Raw genomic sequence first — 21,597 nt, forward strand, 5'->3', positions numbered from 1 at the left:
CCATAACAAAGAACTAGATTCAATCATTCCAGATATAGCAATAAAAGCTGTATTTATCACGTAAGGTACGTAATAATATTACGTACCTTACGTGATGAGATTAAATTATGAGCAACCTTGAAAGCAATTATTGCTACAGCTTCCCTGCAGTTCGTGGCCAACAGGCTGGTAAACCCTTTTATATAGCAACCTGCCCTTTAAGGCTCATACCTAAAATATTCATGTACGATGAAGAGGAAGTCCCCGTAGAGCTCAGAGCACAACGTACCCTCAATAAAGGCCGTATACCAGAAATGGCTCGTTACCTAGTTGAGTCACCTCACGATTATGTATTTTCAGCTATAACCGCCTCTATTGGTGCCGAGATCGACTTTATTGAAGTTGATAAAAATAGCAATACCGGTAGCTTAAAAGTACCTATGGATGCACAAATATTAATAAACGATGGGCAGCATCGCCGTGCAGCTATAGAAGAAGCTTTAAAAGAGCGCCCAGAGCTCAGCCAAGACAACATCGCAGTGCTATTTTTTGTAGATGAAGGCTTACAACGTAGCCAACAAATGTTTGCCGATTTAAATAAGTACGCAGTAAGGCCAAGTGCATCTATATCTACACTTTATGATCACAGAGATCAAGCTGCTGAATTAGCTCGTTACCTTGCACTTGAATGTGAGCCATTTTTAGGTTTCACGGAGTTTGAACGCTCTTCTATTGCAGCCAAAAGTAGCAAGCTTTTTACACTTAGTGGCATAAAGCAAGCTAACAAAGCTTTGTTCGGTAAAGGCCTAAAAGAAGGCTACAGCGATGAAGAAAGAAAAGTAGCGGTTACATTTTGGCGAAACCTAAATCAATTTATGCCTGAATGGCAGCAAGTAAGAGATAAACAGCTTTCAGCTGCTGAGTTTCGGCAAGAGTATATCAATGCGCATGGAATTGGCCTCCAAGCTTTAGCTATAGTTGGGTATGACCTGTTAAAACTCAGTGAGTCTGAGCAAAGTAAATGTTACACTCAACTGCAGAAAATTGACTGGCGAAAAGCAAACCCTGCTTGGAAAAACCGTGCAATGAACCATGGTCGACTCTCTAAAGCCGTTTCAAATATATTTTTAACAGCCATAGTAATAAAAAAACAAATTGGCTTAAAGCCCTCTATTGAAGAGTTAGCTAAAGAAAAAGAATTGTTAAATACATGACATTATTAAACCAGTACGATCTAGAAGACTACATCGAATTTATCGAAAATGAATCGTTTGCAGGTAGCCAACTACATAACTTTGTAGCCGACACCCAACGAGTATACATGGCTGACAAACGCCCATGGGTATTAGGTTACAGTGGCGGTAAAGATTCATCTGCCGTAATGACCCTAATTTACTTTGCATTACTTGGTTTAAAACCAGAAGACCGCCATAAGCCCGTTTTTGTAGTCGCGTCCGATACCTTGGTAGAAACACCAATGGTGGTTGATCACGTCGATAAGTCACTAAAGCTTATCGAAGAAGGTGCAAAGCGCGAAGGCCTACCAATTACTTCACATAAAGTAGTACCAAAATCGAATAATACGTTTTGGGCTAATCTACTTGGTAAAGGCTACCCTGCACCAACGCGTAACTTTCGTTGGTGTACAGAGCGAATGAAAATCGACCCAGTAAGTACCTTTATTAAAGAGCGTGTAAGTGAATACGACGAGGTAATCGTAGTACTAGGTTCTCGCTCACAAGAAAGCGCATCTCGTGCGCAAGTAATTAAAAAGCATAAAATTGATGGTTCAGATCTCGCTGTACATACCACTTTAAGCAACGCTTTTATTTACACGCCAATTGATACATGGAGTGTTGATGATGTGTGGAAAATATTACGCCTTTGTCATTTAAAAACCGAAGAAACGCCATACGGCACTAAAAACAAATGGTTTGATAAGTACGACCTAGAATGGGAAAACCCATGGGGCGGTAAAAACCTTGTGTTATGGAACCTATACAAAGACTCATCAGGCCAAGGCGAATGCCCAATGGTTATTGATGAAACCACGCCATCATGTGGTAATTCTCGCTTTGGTTGTTGGACATGCACCGTAGTCACGCGCGACCGCGCAATGGAAAGCCTAATTCAAAACGGCGAGCAGTGGATGACGCCACTTCTTAAATACCGCAACATTTTATCACGTAGTACTTCGCCTAAGCTTAAAAAGAAATACCGTAACCATATTCGTCGCGATGGCCGTTTAGCGTTTAAAACGCTAAAAGAAGATAAAGAGCGCGTGCTTACGGACGACTACACAACAGGCCCTTACAAGTTAAAATATCGTCAGCATGCCATGCGTTTATTGCTTAATATGCAAAAGCAATTTAACGACCAAGGCCGTGATGTAGAGCTAATTACTGTTGATGAATTGCACGCCGTAAGGCACGAATGGTTAAACGACCCCAACGAGCCAGATTGGGACGATACCCTACCCGGTATTGTATTTGATGCGCTAGGCATAAAGCTCGACTGGACAATAGACGACTCTAACCAATTTAGCTTAACCGAAGGCCAATTACTTAACGATATTGCACCTAAACATGGCGTATCGCCGCAAATGGTTAAAAAGTTAATAGACGTTGAAACTCAAATGAGTGGCCTTGCCCGCCGTACAGGTATTTTTAATCGTATTGGCCGCTTAATTCAGCAAGATTGGGAAAGCGCCGAAGTTATTATTGCCTCTAATTTAGATATTCGTCAGAGCCAAATGCGCCAAAGTAACGAAGTAAAAGCGCTAGAAGACGACCTAAAACAAATTACTGCATTGCTCAAAGCTGAGGGCATAGAATGATTTTTAAAACACTGACCCTAAATAACTTTCGAGTTTTTAACGGCCAAACCACGATAGATTTAACACCTCGTAAAGAAGGTATGTTTGAACGCCCTATTATTTTATTTGGTGGCTTAAACGGTGCGGGTAAAACCTCTATTTTAACCGCCATCCGCTTAGCCTTATTAGGTAAGCGTGCGTTGGGTGCTGTAATCACTAAAAAAGATTACCTAAGCTACTTAAACGAGCAAACCAATAAAACGGCTACCAAAGCCCAGCAAGATGCCGAGGGCAGTATAACGCTTAGCTTTTCGCATACGCATCAGGGCAAACATAACCTTTACGAAGTAACCCGTAAATGGCAGCTAGAAGTCGATGAAAAGTTAACACTCACTATTAATGGCGAGCAAGATACCTCATTAAACTCAGAGCAAGTACAAGCGTTTTTACATGAAATAGTCCCACCAGGTATTGGCGATTTATTCTTTTTTGATGGTGAAAAAATAGCAGAGCTTGCAGAAGACGACACCGGCTCTTACTTAAAAGAGGCCGTACAAAAACTGCTAGGAATCGATATTATAAACCGCCTAAGCAACGATCTTGATATTTACCTAAAAGGCCTAGGCGCAGAAACTGCCGATAAAGACACGCTAAAAAAAATAAAAGCGGCAGAAGAGCAAAAACACCAAATTACCCAGCAAGTCAATGCCACAAGAGATAAAGCCGACAGCATTGGTGCGCAATTAACAGAGCTTAAAAACAAAATAGCCACTAAAGAGCACGAAATACAAGCCCAAGGTGGCGCATGGGCTAAAACCAAAGATCAAGAGCAAGCACAGGCCTCTGAGCTTATAGAGCTTGAAAAAGAGCTAACCGCTAAAATACGCCAAGAGCTAAGCGGCAGCCTACCTATGGCACTTGCGCCAACAGCTATGCAAAATTTAATTGAACAGCTAACCAGCGATCAACAAATTAAACAAGCTAAAGCCTTTGGCAACGAGCTAGTACAAGCGTTACCAAACCTTGAAAGCGCGCTTAATCAAAAGTTTGATGCCCAAAGCAGCGATATAATGGCAACTGTAAATAGTTACTTTGGTCAACTGGTAAATCAAACGGCCCTTGCCGAGCCAAAGCTTGATATTTCAGACTCTGAATTTGCGCTTATAAACGCACAAGTAACTGAGGCTTCGCAGTCGCAAGCGTTAATAAAAGAGCTATCAACAACGCTTTCTCAAACGCAAAATAAATTAAGCTCACTTTCAATTAATATTGAGCGTGCCCCTGATGCTGCCGACTTACATGAGTTATATACATCGCTGCGTGAACTTGAAAAACAACGCGACACAATAAGCAAAGAATACATAAGCGAACTATTAAAAGCTAAAGAATTTAAAGCTAAAGAGTTAGAACTGGCTAAACGCCTAGAAAAAGACTACGCCAAGCTTAAAAATAACCACTCAGCCGACAAAGCCGTTGAACGTGTAGAGCTTAGCCAATACGTATTACAAGACTTTAAACACGCTCTTACAGAGCTGCGTGTAACGCAATTAGAAGAGCTATTTGTAAAAGCGTATCGTAAGCTTGCCCGTAAAGAAGACTTAAAACTCTCAGCTAAAATAGACCCAACCAGCTTTGACGTAAACCTCGTCGATGCCGAAGGCGTTATTATTAACCGTAAATCTATGTCGGCTGGCGAAAAGCAAATATTTGCCTTCGCAATATTAGAGGCACTCGGTAAGCTTTCGGGTAAAGTACTGCCTGTGGTAGTTGATACGCCACTAGGCCGTTTAGATTCAAAACACCGCGATAAACTTATTAAGCACTATTTCCCAGAGGCCAGCGAGCAAGTAATACTGCTTTCAACCGACACCGAAGTAGACGAAGACTTTTATCAAGCCATTGAGCATAAAGTATCTCACGCGTTCGAGATTGAATTTAACCAACATACTAATTGTTCAACCCTGCGAGAAGGTTACTTTTGGGCAGAGCTTGTACAGGAGGCGATATAACATGCTCCCACAAACTATGTGGCTTAACAAAGCCGTTGAAGAACAACTGCAAACCCTAAAAGGCAAAACAGGCGTTACACCAAACGTAGCCGCGCGTATCGCATTTTTTCGCTCTATTGAAAAAGGGTTTACCTTTAATAAAGAAAAAGATTACAAGCTTACTGGCAGCCTTAAACTCGATAAGTTTACCTGGTTAGGTAAAACCCAAATAGTGACTGAATTACTACTTAAACAGCGCTACCCTGAGTATTCTGACAAAGAATTACAAACAGCATGGGCAGCACATGTTGAGGATGGGGTCTCTGCGATTAGGAATCATAAATCGTTATTTAACCTGGTTGATGAACTTTAAATCTTCTCTCTGAGTGAACATTATTTATCAAATGATGTTCACTCAGAAATCAATCGAACAACATACTACTAACTTTATTCAAATACGCTTAAGACGGTTTCGCTATTTTTGTATTTTAATTGCCCACTCAATTTTATACCGTCTGCAAAATTAACGGTAGTAGATTGAGGAAATGATAAAGGAAATATTAGACCACAATTTGTCCTTCCAAAGTTTTTTTCCAGGAGAACAAAGCCTTCCACATTCACTTGTTTACCTGAATGGCGTAACTCAAAAATAAATCTTTTGCATAATTCTTCATGATTTTGGCACCAAAAATCAATGGCTTTTTCTTTCAATGATAGTTCCAAAACTTCTACACCATTAGAAAATTGTCTAAACCAGTCATGATGATCACAAACAAGCTCATCCATTGCTCTTTCTATAGTATCAACCTCCAACCCAATAACTTTGGAAAAGTCACAGGCTTTATTTTCGAGATAATTTATTACCTCGACCTCTGGTGCAACATTACCATTTGCGGGTAAAAAAACCTTTGGAATTTGAAGCTTAAAGCTTTCAGCTACGCCTCTTTGGTCTGCATCATATACGGCCATATATTTGAAATAGTTCGCGCCCTCGTAATGCTTCGTTAACATTTGAATATTCGACTCACCATTCAATGTTTGAATTAATGACGTTTTGTATATATGCTCATCAAACATTTTTAAAAGTCTTGATAAAAACAACTTAGCAAAACTATCTTCTACAAAAAATATTTGGTTGTATGGGGAGTTCAAGCCAAGAGCCGCGAGGTAATTAGTATTATTATAGGCAGGAACAATATTAAATCTCCTTTTTCCCTTTTTCTTCAGAATATTTATTGAACCAAGGTTTTGTTTATCTAGAATGTGCTCAGAATGAGTCGTCAAAATGATGTTTATTTTCTTACGTGAAGAATAATATGCCACCATATCAATCAATTTTTGCTGAGAATATGGACAAATATATGTTTCTGGCTCCTCCAACAATAAAAAAGAATTTTCCTTTGCAGTGATTAACTTCCAAAGAATAAGTAAAGATTTATGTTCTCCTTGTCCCATTGAATCATTTGTATAACTAATATCATCTATACTTACCTCAAATTGAGGGAATGTTGTATTTTCGATTATGCCGCTTATTTCATTGAACTTGACAGATTGATATTTTTTACCTGTAACCGATTTAATAAAAAACAAATCAATATCATCTAAATCTAATTCATTCGCTTGATTCATCCACCCATTTCTATCAGGGGAGTCTTCAATTTCCTTTAGGATTTGATGTAGTAAAGCAGAAGCATCAAAATACTCTACGTTTGGTAGCGATTTATCATCAGAGCCATTAATTATAAGTTCTTTGTCACCATCCCTTATGATATGTATCTCTATTCCATCAACTTCGTTTTGTGTACTATTTGGTAAAAGAATTAGTTCATCTTTACTCAAACTTTTATATATCAGTTTTAATAAAGTTGTTTTTCCAAGTCCATTTTTTCCACATATAGAAGTAATTGCAGAGTTAATTTTTATTTCGCACTCAGAGTAGCGATCTACATCAGGAATTTTAACTTTAGTAATTTTATTTCGAAATTTATTACGATCATTAATTCTTCGCCAAGCATCTTTTATTGCAGCTTCTCTCATAGGATGGCTTCCCATTCGACATTGTCTGCGTAATTTTCAATAGCGGCTTTGCCGCCTAAAGTTCCTATATCATCAACAAGATCGGCAATTACCTCAAACCCCTGAACATTTTCATTAGCATTTAGATAAAAGACTTTAATAACTGCATCCCTTATAAGCAATGATGAAGCAGTCATGACTCTTGAAGATGCCCTTTCATTAAACACCGCAAAAATAGTAGCTATATCGTTACTTGTAAAATCAAATAAGCTAAGTGAATACTCAAGGTTATTCCGGTATTTATATCGAGGCACTTCAAAGTCGATAAATGATTTAATAAACTCCTTAGTTGCTTTATCGCTATCAAAATCCTCGTTAAATTTCATCGCCTTATATTGAGTAGAAATAAAATAAAGCCAGCTGAAAAATGTGGCTTTTGTGATATGCACGTCAAAATTCATAGACTTGAGTTTAAGTTTTATAGCACCAAAAACTTCGATACCATAATAGACCGCCTCAATAACATCATCAGCAAAGCTTCTATCATCTCTAGCTCTGTCATTTAACTGCTTGTCAGTATATGCGGCTGTAAGTTTGTCAGCTTCAATTAAATAACATAGCTTAATAAACAGGTCATGATAGGCTAACCTTTGATTACTAAAGCCTAAGAATTTACTATCAATATCATTTTCAGTTAATGCTTCAACTAAAAGCTTCATTTGCTTTCTAAGCTTGCCAACATAAGCATTTCTTTTCTCAGCTGAAGTTAATTTTAACGATTCATTTAATCTATTAAACAGCTCTCCAGGTTCGCCGTGATTGTATTCAACTATTTCAAAGAAACGTATTGCGTAACGGTTCACTCTATTTTTTACTTTCTGAGGGAGTTGTGAATATGTGAGGCCGTCTAATTCAGATAAAGCTTCATCGATAGGTTCAATATTGCCGTTTATCTTAACGTCATCTGACATAAAATCACGAACAGCACTTAACCTTTGTTGACCATCTAATACTTCCTGTATACAGCTATCTTCGTCGAAAATAACGTGCACTGGAGGAATTTGCCATCCTCTAAGTATTGTATCAACGAGTAACTTTTTCTTTGGAGACTTCCATACTTCAGCTCGTTGAAAGTCAGGTTGTAGATCAAGACTACCATCATTTATTCTTGAAAAAATTGTCTGTAGGTCAGGATCTGTAGTATTTATTCTCATAATTCATCCAAAATTGATTCAAATTTGATTACTATTTTAAAGTTCCCAAAATGCTTTATCTTTAATACGTTTAATCTGTTTTTCACCATCAATATAAAGGCTAGTGTGCTTTTCAAGTTCGCGGATGTTTTTCATCAAAAGTTCTTGCTCTGACTTATCATCTTTGTTGAATATACCTTTAATATCTTGGGTTTTTATTTGCGCGACGCGATGCACAATCCAGCTTAATATATACGCTGAATAGTCATTTTCGCTGGTTTTGAAATGGGTGATATCTTGGGTTGATAAAATAACGCCCACGCCGTATTCACGGCCTTCTTTTAATATTTTGCGTAAACTTGGGAAGTTTTGGGACATGAAGTTATCGGCTTCATCAACCAGTACTAGCTTAGTAACTTGTCTAAAGTCACCTTGTACCTCTGGCTTACCTTGTTTTTGCATTTGCGAATAGAACAAATCAAGGGTAAGTGCTACAACCAAGTTTTGTATTTCGCCTGGGTAACCAGCCAGCTCAATCACGGTTATACCGTCAATAAGCTCATAAAGGCTAGTCATTTGTTCAGGCTGTTCTTCAAAAATTTTGAAGCGAGCTAGCTTAGATAATGCTGCATAAAGTGAATCCTCTTCCACTTTTTCTTGGTTTAAAAATAACTGCCAAATATCTTCGATAGTTGGAGCTGGTTTCGACCATGTACTTGGGTTTTCAGGACGAATACCTGCTAAGTCATAAGCTTCCAGAATAATATTTTCTAGTTTGAGTTGCTGCTTAGGCCCTAAACCATATGCTTTAGACATTGTTTGTGAGAAGCCTGCCGCAGTATGAATTGGCAGCATAGGTGTATCACCAAATAAACTCAAAGGATTATATGGAAGCTTGAACAACTTATACTTTTTAGCGTTAGTCGCATTTATAAACTTATCATCCACATAATCCGACTTATAATCGAAAATGAGTATACCTATTGGCTTACCATCAACATTGTTATGCTGATTACGGTAAAGCTGAGTCACTACCGATTTAGTACACTGAGTTTTACCCGTGCCCATAGTACCGATAATACCTGAGTTGGTATTCAAAAATTTAGCGGTATTGGTTGGCTCCCAGTACACAGGCTCATTATTTTGCATAACATGCCCAATAAGTACTTTTAAAGAGTCAGACGAAGTTCGCTTTGCAACAATGCTTGGTGCAGCTTCTTCGGCAACTTTAGGTAGAGGGTCATCTACGGTTTTAGCTGCATCGGGATCTACTTTTTCAATTGGCTTTATTGGCGTTACGCACTCTTTAATTACCGCTTCGCCTTCAAGAATATATTGCTCTGGTATATAACAAAGTTCACTACTTTGAATGTTAGAAAGTAATGTTTGCAATGGCGTACTTATAAAACGATTTAAGTTAGCGCTTGGTAGTATGATTTGTAGAATATCGTCTTCAACGGTGTATTCTTCTTTGGCAAAATCGGCGTTTTCAAAAAATGCCATCATAAAGCCTTGCGGGTAGTCAGCTAAATCGGCAACTTGGTAGTCACCTTGCAGCCACCATTCACGATTATTTTGTAGCTCGTTAAAGTAGTCACTCTGGTAAACTTTATATAATTCAAACTTATCAACTTGCATTAATACTTGGCGAATAAACAAGCCTCGGTATAAATGCCCCGCGAGGTCGTCACGGCCAAATAAGTTTTCAACTAAGTAACGCTTAAGCTCTTTAGCTTGTTGAATGCCTTTGCCGTGTGTGCGCTTTTTACCAATTTTAACTTCAAGCGGTAGCAAGTACATGTTGCGGCCTTTAAAGCCAACAAATAAAACGTCGTCAGATATAGCGCCACTTTTTATATTTTGTGAATAACGCGAGAAGTCGCTATCACTCATTTTTAAACCAATATTACCCGCTACACGTAGCATTTCAGCCACACTCATTGGCACCCATGTTATATCGCTTTGATGCAGCAAACAGTTTACGTATTTATAGGCACCTATTATGCTTTTTTTCTCTTTGCGGTCGTTGTCGTTACTGGTGATCATTTTTAGTAACCACTCACCATTAAACGCATTAAATTCGTCTATTAGACCTCTAATACCTTGAGAAAGGACTTGGTCGTATAAGTCTCGGCGCTTGGTAACGGTTATCGCATCGTAATTTGCTGAGTTAGTAAAGTTGTCTGAGTAGTGAATAAGTACCGCATCTTTTTGGCCTTTAAAAAACTCTAGTGTTACTTTAGGGTCAATAATCACCGTCCATACAGAGTTTTCGTATACCCCATCAAGTAGCTCTGATAATTGACCCGCCACTTTTAAACCTAATCCATTACTGGTTTCGTACTTTTGGCCGCACCACGCAGCTTTAGCTAAGCTGTTAAACTGACTACTCAGTTTTAAAGTTGCAGTACTATCAACATCAAGTTTATTTAGGCCAAAGGTTGTAAAGTAGGTGTTTTGCTCTTGATACGCGGTTTCGCCTGCTAATAAGCCATGGCATACAACGCCTGTTTTTTCGGTGAGTACATCAACAGGTACTGGCTCTACTGTTGTATCGTTACGTACAAAGCTAATATGTGCATAATTAAATGTGGGCTCATGTGCATTTAGCTTAAATTTACTGTACGTAATGCGATTTTTGAGCATATCGGCAATAGCATCGGCTTTATCTTTTTCGCTACCGAGCTCAGCTAACTCTTTTAATTCGTCGTAACTTGGCGCATCCGCAAAATCATCAAAGTAAGTACGCTGAAGTGCTTTGTCGTAAATATTTACGTGAATACGGTTTGCTTCGTCAGGAGATTTCTTTTTTAGGTAATCCACTAAACCCAAAAACAATGCTGTATTACTACCATTATTTATAGAATTAATATAAACAGTTTCTTTACTTCCTTTGTCAAAAAGGACATCAAACGCTTTAGTAAACTCACTTGTTTTTTGCCTAACTAATGGGCGCACGTATTCAAGTGCTGCTTTTTTATTAGAAACGAGTTTGCACCACATGCGGTTATCAGCCACAGCTTGGTTGTATGCAAAGCCGTCAGTTGCATGCCATACAAATGGTAAAAGGCCTTCTGAATTTAAACGTTTAATAGTGGCTTTAGGTAAAGTATTAAAGCTGCTGTCATTTTCATCACTAGCACGCACAACTAGCTGTGCGAAGTAAGCGAGTGTTAGTGGGTGTAGCGGCGTTATATATTCTTGGTCATCAAATTCAGCAATCCCTATATTTACTAGCATGTTTGCTTGCGGTGATAGCAGCGATTTGGTTTCTAATTTATCAACTTGCGCTAAGTAACACTCAACAACTTTATTTGCTAAACCTAAAAACTCGGCTCCCCAAGAGCAAGTACTTATGAGTGCCTTTCGCTCGTCTAGGTAATCAAATAGTGATTGATAAGCTACAAATAAATCTGGGAATGCGCTTTCAATATTATCTAATCTAACTTCTGGCCTACCAGCAACTTGTGTTGCAAGTATGCGCTCATCTTGTAGTTTTGCTTCCCAATTTAATAGGTTTTTACGCATACCGGTTGGGTTTAAGTCTTTCCCGTCAATAACGACCTTTTCTTTAGCACGGTTATATAAGCCATTAAAATTGTCGTTATATAAACGATTAAACAGATTGGTATCTAACACTAATGGCAAGCTTAATGTGTCTGACGAAACAGCACCGTCCACTTCAAAATTAAGTACATGCGCACCACTTTGAACTGCAAAGGTTAATGTGTCTGTTTCATTAGCAAACTGAGCAAAATCGACAACCTGTGTTTGGTTAACTAGGAAAGTTTGATTTGATTGCGTAACTTTAGCCGGAGTCCCGTGCTCTGCAATCTGTAAAACCCCTGCGTTTGTCTGCAAAGTTATAAGCTGCTTACGTGGTACAAGCAAAAAGCTATCAGCTAAATCATCAAGATAAAAAGCGCCCTGTGGTATAACTAAAACTCTGTATTTAAAACGCTCTTGTGGTTTTTCGCGTTTAAAATCAACACTAAAATAAAGCGGCTTATTATTAAACGTTCCCGAAATCTCAGCAATACTACGTTTTTGAGGCCGATTATTTACATCAAGAGTAATTTCTTCTTTGGTATGTTGTAGTTTTAATTCATTTTTTTGAATTTTACCGCCCACAAAACTAGCTTCAATTTTAAAGTCAGTTTTGCCGTCAGGCATTTGAATGATTAAATGGCGTTCTTTTTTGTTTTCACGCGCTATAAAATCTATATCTGTGACTATTTCACTTTCAAACGACAGTAGGTTTTCTTTATTGTCTCGGCGCTCTTTTATAATTGCGCCAAAATCGAGTTCTTCCCAATTTTGACCATCTGCAAAATGAGTATTTACAAACTTTTCGCTAAGTTCTAAATCACCTAATTTTTCGACAAGCTCTTGCGGGTACTTTTCAACAATTTCGCTAATATTGCCGTATAATTGGTGGTTTTGTGATAAACGTTTATCTATCTGGTCTGTATCATCCCAGCTTACAATGGTGTTATCGTTAAATAACCCTAATTCACTAAATTGAATAACGCCATCTTCTAACGCATCATAAAGCTCAGTAAAACCAAACATGGTTGCACCGTCTTCAATAATGAGCTTAAAGCGATGATCGAGCAGGCACTGCGATACTTTGTCAGTACCGCTTATTGACGAAATAAGTTCACTGAGTGATTTTTTTATTGTTGAGGGATGCCAGACTTCTCCAGATTTACCTAAATCACGTGCTGAATTAATTAGTGTATCTAAATAAGAGTTGTGGATAACGAGTAATGCGCAGTCTTTTAAAGGGCCGTCTTGCGATGATATTAAATCGCGTAAATGTGAGATAAAGTTTTCACTCAGTCCTTGTGCGCTTTCGCTATGTACAACAGGTATTAACGTAGTTTTACCAAAAGTAATAGCGGGCAGCGTTTGGTTTATGTCATTAGTTTTCAATTCAACGCTTGTATCTGCCTTATTAAGCATTGCCTCATAAAGTTTTAAACTATTATCACTATCTGGCGAGCGAAACTGAAAGCGGCTTTCGCCTTCAAAACCTTTAGTTGCCCACTGGCAAAAGTGTTCAACTAAAAAGTCTTCATATAGTTTTTTTGACATAAACTGCATCTCCGCTATCACTCATTCTTTCTACGTTACCCATTCTTTCAAACAAATCGATTAAGCACTCTTCACTGCTTTTATCAAAAAACACACCACGCTTTTGAAACTCAATTAACAACTCATGAAGTCTTAATTTTTCACTTTCACCTATACATAAATTTGTGAGCAACAGTAGATAGTCTTGGTTTAATACTAAAAAAGATCCTGCTCGGCGGCGGTTTTGTTCAAAAGGCTTGATTAAGGTTTCGCGAGTGGCTTTTACAAAGTTGTTAAAAGCTGTTTCGCGTGTTGTGCCCTTTTTAAACTGTTCAACAAAAAGCTGGGTTAAATGATTAATAGATTCCTCTATAGTAATTGGCTGTTTCTGCTGACTCGTTAAATTTCTATCAGTATAAAATTTATTAGCATAAGAATTTAACGCCTCAATGTCGGTATCCTTAATCTCATCGATTAACTGCCACAGAGGGCTAATAGCTGTTTTTGTATCTTGTAGACTTTCATTTAATGCTAAGTAAGGAAACAACGCATAGCTAGACTCAATAACTTGTTTGTGCCCATGTAACTGCAATTTAGTGCGCTCTTTACTGGCTTTTTCACTGTCTAGAATAAAGTAGCAAGGTTTTACCTCGGGTTTTTGCGCCCAGCCTTTTATATTTAGCGACAATTGCGCCGTATACAAAAAGCCGTACAACTTTAAAAAGGCCTTAATATTTTGTAAAAAATGTTCTGGATAGCTAACTAAGAATTTAAGATCTTGCTGAAATTGTGCTGACAAAAAAGGCAGGTAAGCAATATGTTGCTTGCGTATTTTCTGATTTTTATTAGTAACAAGTGGCGAGTCAAAAACCTTTTTTACTTCTTGCTCTAAAAAATTAAGCTGCGCTTTTGGTGCATTAGCGACTTCAACATCACCCATTAAACTATTAAATAATGACGTAAGCCGCTCATCACCTGAGTTACTTTTATCTGGGTTTAATACTTTCAACACTTGCATCTCAGGCGCTATATTTAAGACCTGCTCGTTATCAAAATACATTTTTTCGATAACATGCCAAAACGGTTCGCCATCTAACTTATTGGTAAAATGCGTTTTACACAGCTTTTTAAAGTCGTCGAGTGACTCAATGTTTTTTTCCAGTTTAAGACTGTGGAGAGACTTGATGAAAAAAACAACGACCGTTTCCCAATCATACTTATTGTTAGCGCTATTAGCTGAAACAGGGAAATAACTAGCAGCACTATTATTTTTTGGCTTTAACTCTTCTAATAATGGCATTTATTAACCCTCATTAACCATAATGTCTTCATCATCAAGTTCTAAATGATATTTACCATCTACACCTGTAATGACTATTTCTTTGGCGGCCTTTGCTTGCTGTACGATCTCTGCGGCTAACTCATCTAGCAGTATTACTGAGTTTTTGTCATGCTTATTAGGTCGATAACCATTGTTTATATTAATCAGTAGCGACAAGAGGTTAATATTAATTGGCAACTTAAACTTTTTATCTTGCAGCTTTAAATGCGCATTAAAAAATGCACTACTGGTGGTCGTAGCGTTCGAAATAGATTTAGAATCCATAGTGAGATCTGCTGGCGCCGCAATTTGGTAATTGCCAAAATCAGACAATAAAAAGAACTTTTTACCCAGTTTTGGTGCGTTACGGTTTATATAAGTGCGAATAGCAGCAATTAGCGTATCTCTATAAAACTCTTTTAAGTTATTTTTTTGATTGCTATCGCCATTGTAAGACTTGTGTAATTGATAGACTGTAAGATAACTTTTGATTAGTGACTCGTTAAAGTCACCAGCAAAGCTTATATGGTAATTGTTAGCAAAGTCGTCGTATTTAAGTAGGTAAAATAAACGCAGATACTGAGCGCCAGTTTCAATATTAGTAATACCTAACTGGTTTAATGCATTCTTGAATACATCAAACTCTTCATCTGGCAAACCTAGATCGAAAGCAAGAATAAACCGGTCGATTTCTTTGGTACGAAAATGCGCGGGGTCAAAATTCTCAATTTTATTTGCGAGTTCGTTATCTCCACCTGCAAATAAGTTATCAAATAGATACCCATCACCTAATAAAAGCTCATGAACAAAATCGAGTAATGCACGCGCAGTTAAAAATTGATCTCGCATTAAACGTGCTTTGAATAGCAGATCAATAATGACTTTTTGGACAGAAGGTAAACTAAGCAACTCAAAATTTGCGATTAAACGTAAAGTTGAAATGTCGTTTTGTTGTAGTTTTTCTTTTTCAATAAGCTGGCGAATGATGTTGTTTTCTTGCTGTGTGATTCTTTGTAATAATTTTTTGGCAAAATCACATTTATAACCATCTTCACCTATTTCAAACTTTGGATAGTCTTCAAAGTTAATAAAAATAGCAGTGTCATCTTGGGTATTTTTATTTTTAAGATATTCACTAATTTTGCTACGTATTAATTGATTTTGACCTTCTTCAGCATAATTACCAAGCATACCAGCGTTTATACCAACAACTAACGGACTGCTTGAAGCTTCAAACTCATCAAATACCTTATCTAATGTTTGAATTGCTGTGCCATGCGGATCAAAGCTGTGGGTAGCATCTAAATGGAACTTCATCCGTGAGCCAAAATTAACTTTAGCTTTTGTTAAAAGCTCTGATTTGCCATCACCACTACTGCCACATAAAAACAATATTTTTTTATCGTTAGCACCAAAACTTGAAATAGTTTTATTAACCGCCTCTTCGATAGGCATTTGAATATACAAGTATGACTTTACATCATCTAATATATTTTGATTTGTAGCGCTGCGCTCTGTAGATACAGCATAAGGGGATGACTTTGATAAAACGCTGAGGGCTTCTTTCAACCGCATAATTGACCTTTATCCAACGTAGTGCGGTTTAATAAAACCGCTCCTTGGTTTATTTATTAACAGCGCGAGCTATTAATCTTGCATTCATTTATAACTAATCTACAGTATCAACATTTAAAAATATAGAGCCACAGCAATATATACGCCCTAAGTAGTATGTTTTTATTGCAAAAAAGCACTGTTTAACCTTATAAATTCATGTTATTTACACTTTTACCTAATAGCTCTACACCTTTGAAAAGGTTTAGGTTGTATAAAAAACACCCGCAACTGTTTAAATCATTATCGCTTGTTAAACTCTGCAAACACTTGCTTTAATCCCCCTTAAAAACAGGGGTATTAATTAACCACTTTAGAGTTAAAATGATGCTATTTTACACCGTTCACTTATTGGTCATTATAGTGTGCTATGTTTACCCATAAGATCGTTATTCAACTTTTTCTAGTATGAATATACTGTTGGTGTTGCTGTGTTTAAGTTCCGAGGTGTTACTTACAATGAATGTTAGGTTTAGGTGGTTATTAGCTGTACTTTTAGCGCTTTGTTTAGGCGTGCCTAGCAGTGGTTGGGCGTCGAGCGATATTAAAAAAATTGTACTGGCTACCGACACCATTGACGGGCTGGTAGAAAAAGACGGCTCTGGCCTTTATGTTGATATGCTTACTAAAATTTTTGCTGCGCAATCGATTGAACTTAATATTATGATTGTACCTCAGTCTCGTGCTTATCGATGGACGGCCAATGGTAATGCCGATGCTATGTTAAGCGCTAGGCAAAATGAGGTAGAAGGCTTGTACTTTCCGGTGTGGCATTACGATATTACTTTTGTGTCGGCGATGTTTAAAAAAAGCCGGTTTAAATATTGGCAAGGCGAGTATTCGTTACAAAACAGATCGGTGGGTACGTTAAGGGGCGCTAACTACAATAATTATTTGTATGTGCCGATTGATTTGCAGCAGGTTACCCAGCGAATTGAAGGCGTTAAAATGCTTAAGCTCGATAGGCTTGATTTCTTTTTAGATAACCGTAAAGCGCTGCAGCAAACCCTGATTGCTAACGCCACTGAGTTATCAAAAATGAATTTTGACCCACAGCAGTATCAAATCGAAAACATTGTGCCTGTAAAACAATACATTGCCTTTACCGATAACGCCAAAGGCCGCGAGTTAGCACAAATTTTTGACGCCGGATTTGCAAAACTACTTGCCAGTGGTGAGTTAGAGGCGTTGTTTATTGCTTACAATTACCTGCCTTTTCCCTTTCCGCAAAATATAGACTAGAGTAGTAATTACATATTGCTGTGGTTGAGTTTTTTATGAGAGTTGTATTTGCTTTAGTTATAAGCTTAATGTTGGCTTTTCAATGCGTTGCACAAATTACCCTGCCCCACTCTAAAATAGAAAGCCAACCAAGCACACCACAACAAGCCACTACCCAGCTCAATGTGCTTACAGTTGATTTAGGCACCCTCATTAGCAAACCTTTAATTCAACGAGGCTTAGAGTTTGAACAACAAACCGGTATTAAAGTTAATGTCACCAAAGTGCCTTTTGGCCAGTTATATAACGAAATAAACAAAGATTTAAGCTCGCCAACGAGCCAATACGATATTATTGCCTATGCCTCACTCTGGATGGTGGATTTTGCAGAAAATAATTACTTAGCGCGTTTAGATAATTACATTGCCTCCGACTCTTTAATTGAATGGAATGATGTATCGCGTTTTTTTAGAGACTTTAGCTCTAAATATAACGGCCAAATTTACTCGATTCCGCTCGATGGTGATATACATTTACTTTATTACCGCCTCGATATTTTAGAAAAATATGGTTTGGCTCCACCTAGAACCTGGGATGATTACCTTGCTATTGCCAAGCAATTAAATGGCGTTGATATGAACGGGGATGGCGAGGGCGATTTTGGTTCGTGTATTTCTAAAAAAGCCAATGAGCAATCGTATTGGTCTTTGCTTTCGATTGCAGGCAGTTTTTTGCAAAGCAAAGGCACTTCTCAAGGCATATTTTTTAATACAAGAACTATGGCGCCATTAGTGAATAACGATGCCTTTAAAAAAGCCTTAAAAATTTATAAAAAAACCACTGAATTTGGCTCTGCTGATGAGCTTAACTTTGATACCAATGATGTAAGGTATGCGTTTATAAGCGGTCGCTGCGCCTTAGCCATTGAATGGGGCGACATTGGTACTATGGCCGTGTTACCTGAGTCTAAAGTAAAAAACAAAACAGGGGTGAGTATATTGCCCGGAGCTACTGAGGTATTAAACCGTAAAACAGGCCAGCTTGAACGATGCAATGCTAACTTATGCCCGTTTGCCATTGGCGATATTAACTATGCCCCTTATGCTGCTTTTGGTGGTTGGGTAGGCTCAATTAATAATGCCAGCTCAAAACACAAAAAAGACCTCGCTTATAACTACTTGTCGTATGTTACTCAGCCTTTGCAATCGAATGAAGATGTAACCATAGGTGCCACCGGTATGAACCCGTATCGTACCTCTCAATTGGTTAACCACAAAAACTGGCTTAAACAAGGCATGAGTAAAAGTACGCTGCATTTTTACTTGGGCTCTATTTCTAAAACCGTTAATAACGCCAATATTATTCTTGATTTGAGAATTTTTGAAAACAACCGCTACTTTAGAGACATACTCGACACTGAAGTGGCTAAATACCTAAGGCACACCCAAACCGTAGACCAAACGGTTGAAAACATTGAGGCCGGCTGGAATAAATTAACCGATGAAATTGGCCGCGACAAACAGCTAAAAGCTTATAGGGCGTCGTTAGGGCTAGTGCCAACCCCCTAACACACGATAGCGTTATTTAACGTACTTGCCATTATTAGTAAAACATAGGAAGCCAGCATTGTTGCTTAATTGATGTAAAACGAGCTAAATTTGCAGTCTAGTTTATACTTTAGTAATGATAACGCTGTAGCCTCGAGTAATAAAATGCTTAAAATCGCTTTTGTTGTATTACTGCTTAGCAGCTGTAACGTATTTGCTTGCTTTAAAACGCTTAAAGTAGGCACAAATGAAAACAATTGGCCACCCTATGTAATTGCCGTTAACGGTAACCTAACGGGCGTTGAAATTGACGTGTTAAACACGATTTTTAACGGCTCATCTTTTTGTTTAAAATTTATGTTGCTGCCTACCTCATCGCGCGCTTTTGAAGAATTAAAAGAAGGCCGTATTGATGTTATTTTTGCCGCCAGTAAAACATCAGCAAGAGCTGATTTTGCCTATTTTAGCGATGCCTATCGTGATGAAGTAGTTCGCCTGTATAAATACACCGAATCGCCTGATTTAAATAACATTAGCGATATTTTTTATAAAGATTTAACCTTGGCGGTTAACCGTGGCAGTTATTATGGCGTTGCGTTTGAGCTGTTTAAACAGAACCACCCCGCTAACGTTATTATGATGCCTACCGCCGAGAAACGTTTTGCAATGCTCAATAAAAATAGAGTTGATTACGCAATTGAAGACGAACTAGCAGCGCAATATTTTATAAACCAATACCCAGCAATAGAAGCGGTTACTAATATGGCGGCCATCAATAAGAGTTCTATTCATTTAATGCTAAGTAAAAAAACCATTAGCCAAATAGAGTTACAAGCTATAAATGAGTTAATTAAGCAAAATAAATCCGCTATACAAGCCATTTACCCACATTACTGAACCCGTAGATTATTCTTTTACCTTTCATCTTGAAGCGCGGATCTGTATAATTCGCGGCCTATTATTTACTCTATTGCTTGTTTATTTATGCGGCGCCTTGCTGCAGCTTAACCCTGCCATTAATTTTCTAGGATTACTTTTTTTGATCTCCACCGCAAATATTACGATGCAGTTTGGCGCAGAGCCGTTGTTTGAAAACATTTCAGCTAAATTTGGTAACGGTAACCGTTACGGTTTAATTGGCGCTAACGGCTGCGGCAAGTCGACATTTATGAAAATTTTAAGCGGTGCGCTTACGCCTAGTGCAGGTAATGTGTCTATTACGCCGGGGCTAAAATTAGGTAACCTAAGCCAAGATCAGTTTGCGTTTGAGCAATACAGCGTGGTTGATGCGGTAATTATGGGTGATGTGGAGCTTTGGAAAGTAAAACAAGAGCGCGACCGTATTTACTCTTTGCCTGAAATGAGCGAAGAAGACGGCATGAAAGTAGCCGAGCTTGAAAGCATTTTTGCTGAAATGGACGGTTACACCGCAGAAAGCCGCGCAGAAGAAATTCTGCTTGATGCGGGTATCGATAAAGAGTTTCATTATGGCTTAATGGCAAACGTAGCCCCAGGTTGGAAATTACGTGTGCTGTTAGCACAGGCATTATTTGCAAACCCTGATATTTTGCTACTTGATGAGCCTACTAATAACTTGGACATTCATACTATTACGTGGCTTGCCAATGAGCTTAACCAACGTAAATGCACCATGATCATTATTTCCCATGACCGTCACTTTTTAAACTCGGTATGTACTCACATGGCCGATATTGATTACGGTGAGCTGCGTATTTACCCTGGTAACTACGAAAAATACCTTGAAGCTTCAGGCTTACAACGCGAGCAATTACTTGCTGAAAACGCGAAAAAGAGCGCTGAAATAGACGAGTTACAAGACTTTGTTAACCGTTTTGGTGCTAACGCCTCTAAAGCGAAACAAGCCAGCTCGCGCGCTAAAAAAATGGATAAAATTAAGCTTGATGAAGTTAAGTCATCGAGTCGTATGAGCCCATCACTCAACTTTGATGAGGGCAAAAAAATGTATCGCCAAGCGCTTGAGCTAACCAAGCTTGGCCATGGGTTTGACGGTGAAACGTTATTTACTGGTGGTGATTTACTACTTGAAGCCGGTGCTAAACTGGCGGTTATCGGCGAAAACGGCGTGGGTAAAACCACCTTCTTACGCTGTTTAGTTAACGAGCTTAAAAGCAACGAGGGCGAAGTTAAGTGGTCAGAAAACGCCACGTTTGGTTATTGCCCACAAGACAGCACCAAAGACTTTGATAACGATTTAACCTTGTTTGATTGGATGTCGCAGTGGCGCACCGCTAAGCACAACGATTTAATGGTACGTGGTATGTTAGGGCGTTTATTATTTACCGCAGACGATTCAAATAAAAAAGCGCGTAACTGTTCAGGTGGTGAAAAAAACCGTTTGTTATTTGGTAAGTTAATGATGCAAGACGTTAACGTACTGATAATGGATGAACCAACTAACCACATGGATATGGAAGCCATTGAAGCACTTAACAATGCGCTAAAAGACTTTAAAGGCACGCTTATTTTTGTAAGCCACGACCGTGAGTTTGTATCGTCACTGGCAACCCGTATTGTTGATATTAAAGACAAGCAGGTAATTGACTTTCAAGGTACGTTTGACGAATACCTAGCAAGCTGCGAAGAAAATAAAGTAGCTTAAGAGCTAGGTTAAAGGTTAAAGGTTAAAGGTTAAAGGTTAAAGGTTAAAGGTTAAAGAAATGATACGACCCCGATAAAGTAGACACGGGTTTTTAATTCATTAACTCGTATTGCATGGGACTCACATTTCCTAGCGTGCCATGCATTCTTACTGAGTTGTAGTAGTTTTCGATATAAAAGCGACTTT

Annotated in this window: 14 protein-coding genes; 8 read left to right on the top strand and 6 right to left on the bottom strand. The window is 38.3% G+C overall.

What is annotated here, in order from left to right:
* Nucleotides 1-107 precede the first annotated feature (107 nt).
* The 4 genes from dndB to dndE are packed head-to-tail and all read left to right on the top strand — an operon-like array spanning nt 108 to nt 5,155.
* Entirely contained in the window at nt 108-1,193 is a 1,086-nt protein-coding gene (dndB, locus tag QL986_RS03830) for a DNA sulfur modification protein DndB (RefSeq protein ID WP_290191218.1), read from the top strand.
* Entirely contained in the window at nt 1,190-2,815 is a 1,626-nt protein-coding gene (locus tag QL986_RS03835; RefSeq protein WP_290191219.1) for a DNA phosphorothioation system sulfurtransferase DndC, read from the top strand. Before dndB ends, QL986_RS03835 begins: the two co-directional genes overlap by 4 nt.
* Nucleotides 2,812-4,803, top strand: coding sequence for a DNA sulfur modification protein DndD (gene dndD / locus QL986_RS03840; protein ID WP_290191220.1), 1,992 nt, complete (start codon nt 2,812-2,814; stop codon nt 4,801-4,803). The genes QL986_RS03835 and dndD overlap by 4 nt, the downstream gene beginning before the upstream one ends.
* A 1-nt stretch (nt 4,804) precedes the next feature.
* Entirely contained in the window at nt 4,805-5,155 is a 351-nt protein-coding gene (gene dndE / locus QL986_RS03845; protein ID WP_290191221.1) for a DNA sulfur modification protein DndE, read from the top strand.
* Between the two features lie 74 nt (nt 5,156-5,229).
* On the opposite strand, the gene QL986_RS03850 is transcribed toward dndE, so the two are convergent.
* Genes QL986_RS03850 through dptF form a run of 5 tightly spaced genes read right to left on the bottom strand, consistent with a single transcriptional unit; the run spans nt 5,230 to nt 15,963 of the window.
* Nucleotides 5,230-6,819, bottom strand: a complete 1,590-nt coding sequence (locus tag QL986_RS03850) for an AAA family ATPase (protein WP_290191222.1) — start codon at nt 6,817-6,819, stop codon at nt 5,230-5,232.
* Nucleotides 6,816-8,012: a DUF262 domain-containing protein gene (locus tag QL986_RS03855; protein ID WP_290191223.1), complete on the bottom strand. Its 1,197-nt coding sequence runs from the start codon at nt 8,010-8,012 to the stop codon at nt 6,816-6,818. Before QL986_RS03855 ends, QL986_RS03850 begins: the two co-directional genes overlap by 4 nt.
* A 36-nt stretch (nt 8,013-8,048) precedes the next feature.
* Nucleotides 8,049-13,088: a DNA phosphorothioation-dependent restriction protein DptH gene (gene dptH / locus QL986_RS03860; RefSeq protein ID WP_290191224.1), complete on the bottom strand. Its 5,040-nt coding sequence runs from the start codon at nt 13,086-13,088 to the stop codon at nt 8,049-8,051.
* Nucleotides 13,069-14,367, bottom strand: coding sequence for a DNA phosphorothioation-dependent restriction protein DptG (gene dptG, locus QL986_RS03865; RefSeq protein WP_290191225.1), 1,299 nt, complete (start codon nt 14,365-14,367; stop codon nt 13,069-13,071). Before dptG ends, dptH begins: the two co-directional genes overlap by 20 nt.
* Before the next feature lie 3 nt (nt 14,368-14,370).
* On the bottom strand, nt 14,371-15,963 hold the full coding sequence (dptF, locus tag QL986_RS03870) for a DNA phosphorothioation-dependent restriction protein DptF (protein WP_290191226.1): 1,593 nt from the start codon (nt 15,961-15,963) through the stop codon (nt 14,371-14,373).
* Nucleotides 15,964-16,461: 498 nt separating this feature from the next.
* Between dptF and QL986_RS03875 the strand changes: the two genes are divergently transcribed.
* From QL986_RS03875 to QL986_RS03890, 4 genes are all read left to right on the top strand, one after another.
* A complete protein-coding gene (locus QL986_RS03875) occupies nt 16,462-17,244 on the top strand; it encodes a transporter substrate-binding domain-containing protein (RefSeq protein ID WP_290191227.1) in 783 nt (260 codons plus the stop codon).
* 35 nt (nt 17,245-17,279) lie between these two features.
* Nucleotides 17,280-18,791 carry an extracellular solute-binding protein gene (locus tag QL986_RS03880; RefSeq protein ID WP_290191228.1) on the top strand — a complete coding sequence of 504 codons (1,512 nt, stop codon included), beginning with the start codon at nt 17,280-17,282 and terminating at the stop codon, nt 18,789-18,791.
* 90 nt (nt 18,792-18,881) lie between these two features.
* Nucleotides 18,882-19,667 carry a transporter substrate-binding domain-containing protein gene (locus QL986_RS03885; protein ID WP_290191229.1) on the top strand — a complete coding sequence of 262 codons (786 nt, stop codon included), beginning with the start codon at nt 18,882-18,884 and terminating at the stop codon, nt 19,665-19,667.
* 142 nt (nt 19,668-19,809) lie between these two features.
* Complete coding sequence (locus QL986_RS03890; protein ID WP_081844653.1) at nt 19,810-21,411, top strand: ABC-F family ATPase; 1,602 nt, start codon at nt 19,810-19,812, stop codon at nt 21,409-21,411.
* A gap of 91 nt (nt 21,412-21,502) precedes the next feature.
* Here the strand turns inward: QL986_RS03890 and QL986_RS18860 are convergent, their stop codons facing one another.
* Nucleotides 21,503-21,583 carry an IS3 family transposase gene (locus QL986_RS18860; RefSeq protein WP_356736069.1) on the bottom strand — a complete coding sequence of 27 codons (81 nt, stop codon included), beginning with the start codon at nt 21,581-21,583 and terminating at the stop codon, nt 21,503-21,505.
* Between the last annotated feature and the right edge of the window lie 14 nt (nt 21,584-21,597).

The sequence above is a fragment of the Pseudoalteromonas sp. APC 3250 genome (genome assembly GCF_030407915.1).
GTDB lineage: Bacteria > Pseudomonadota > Gammaproteobacteria > Enterobacterales > Alteromonadaceae > Pseudoalteromonas > Pseudoalteromonas tetraodonis.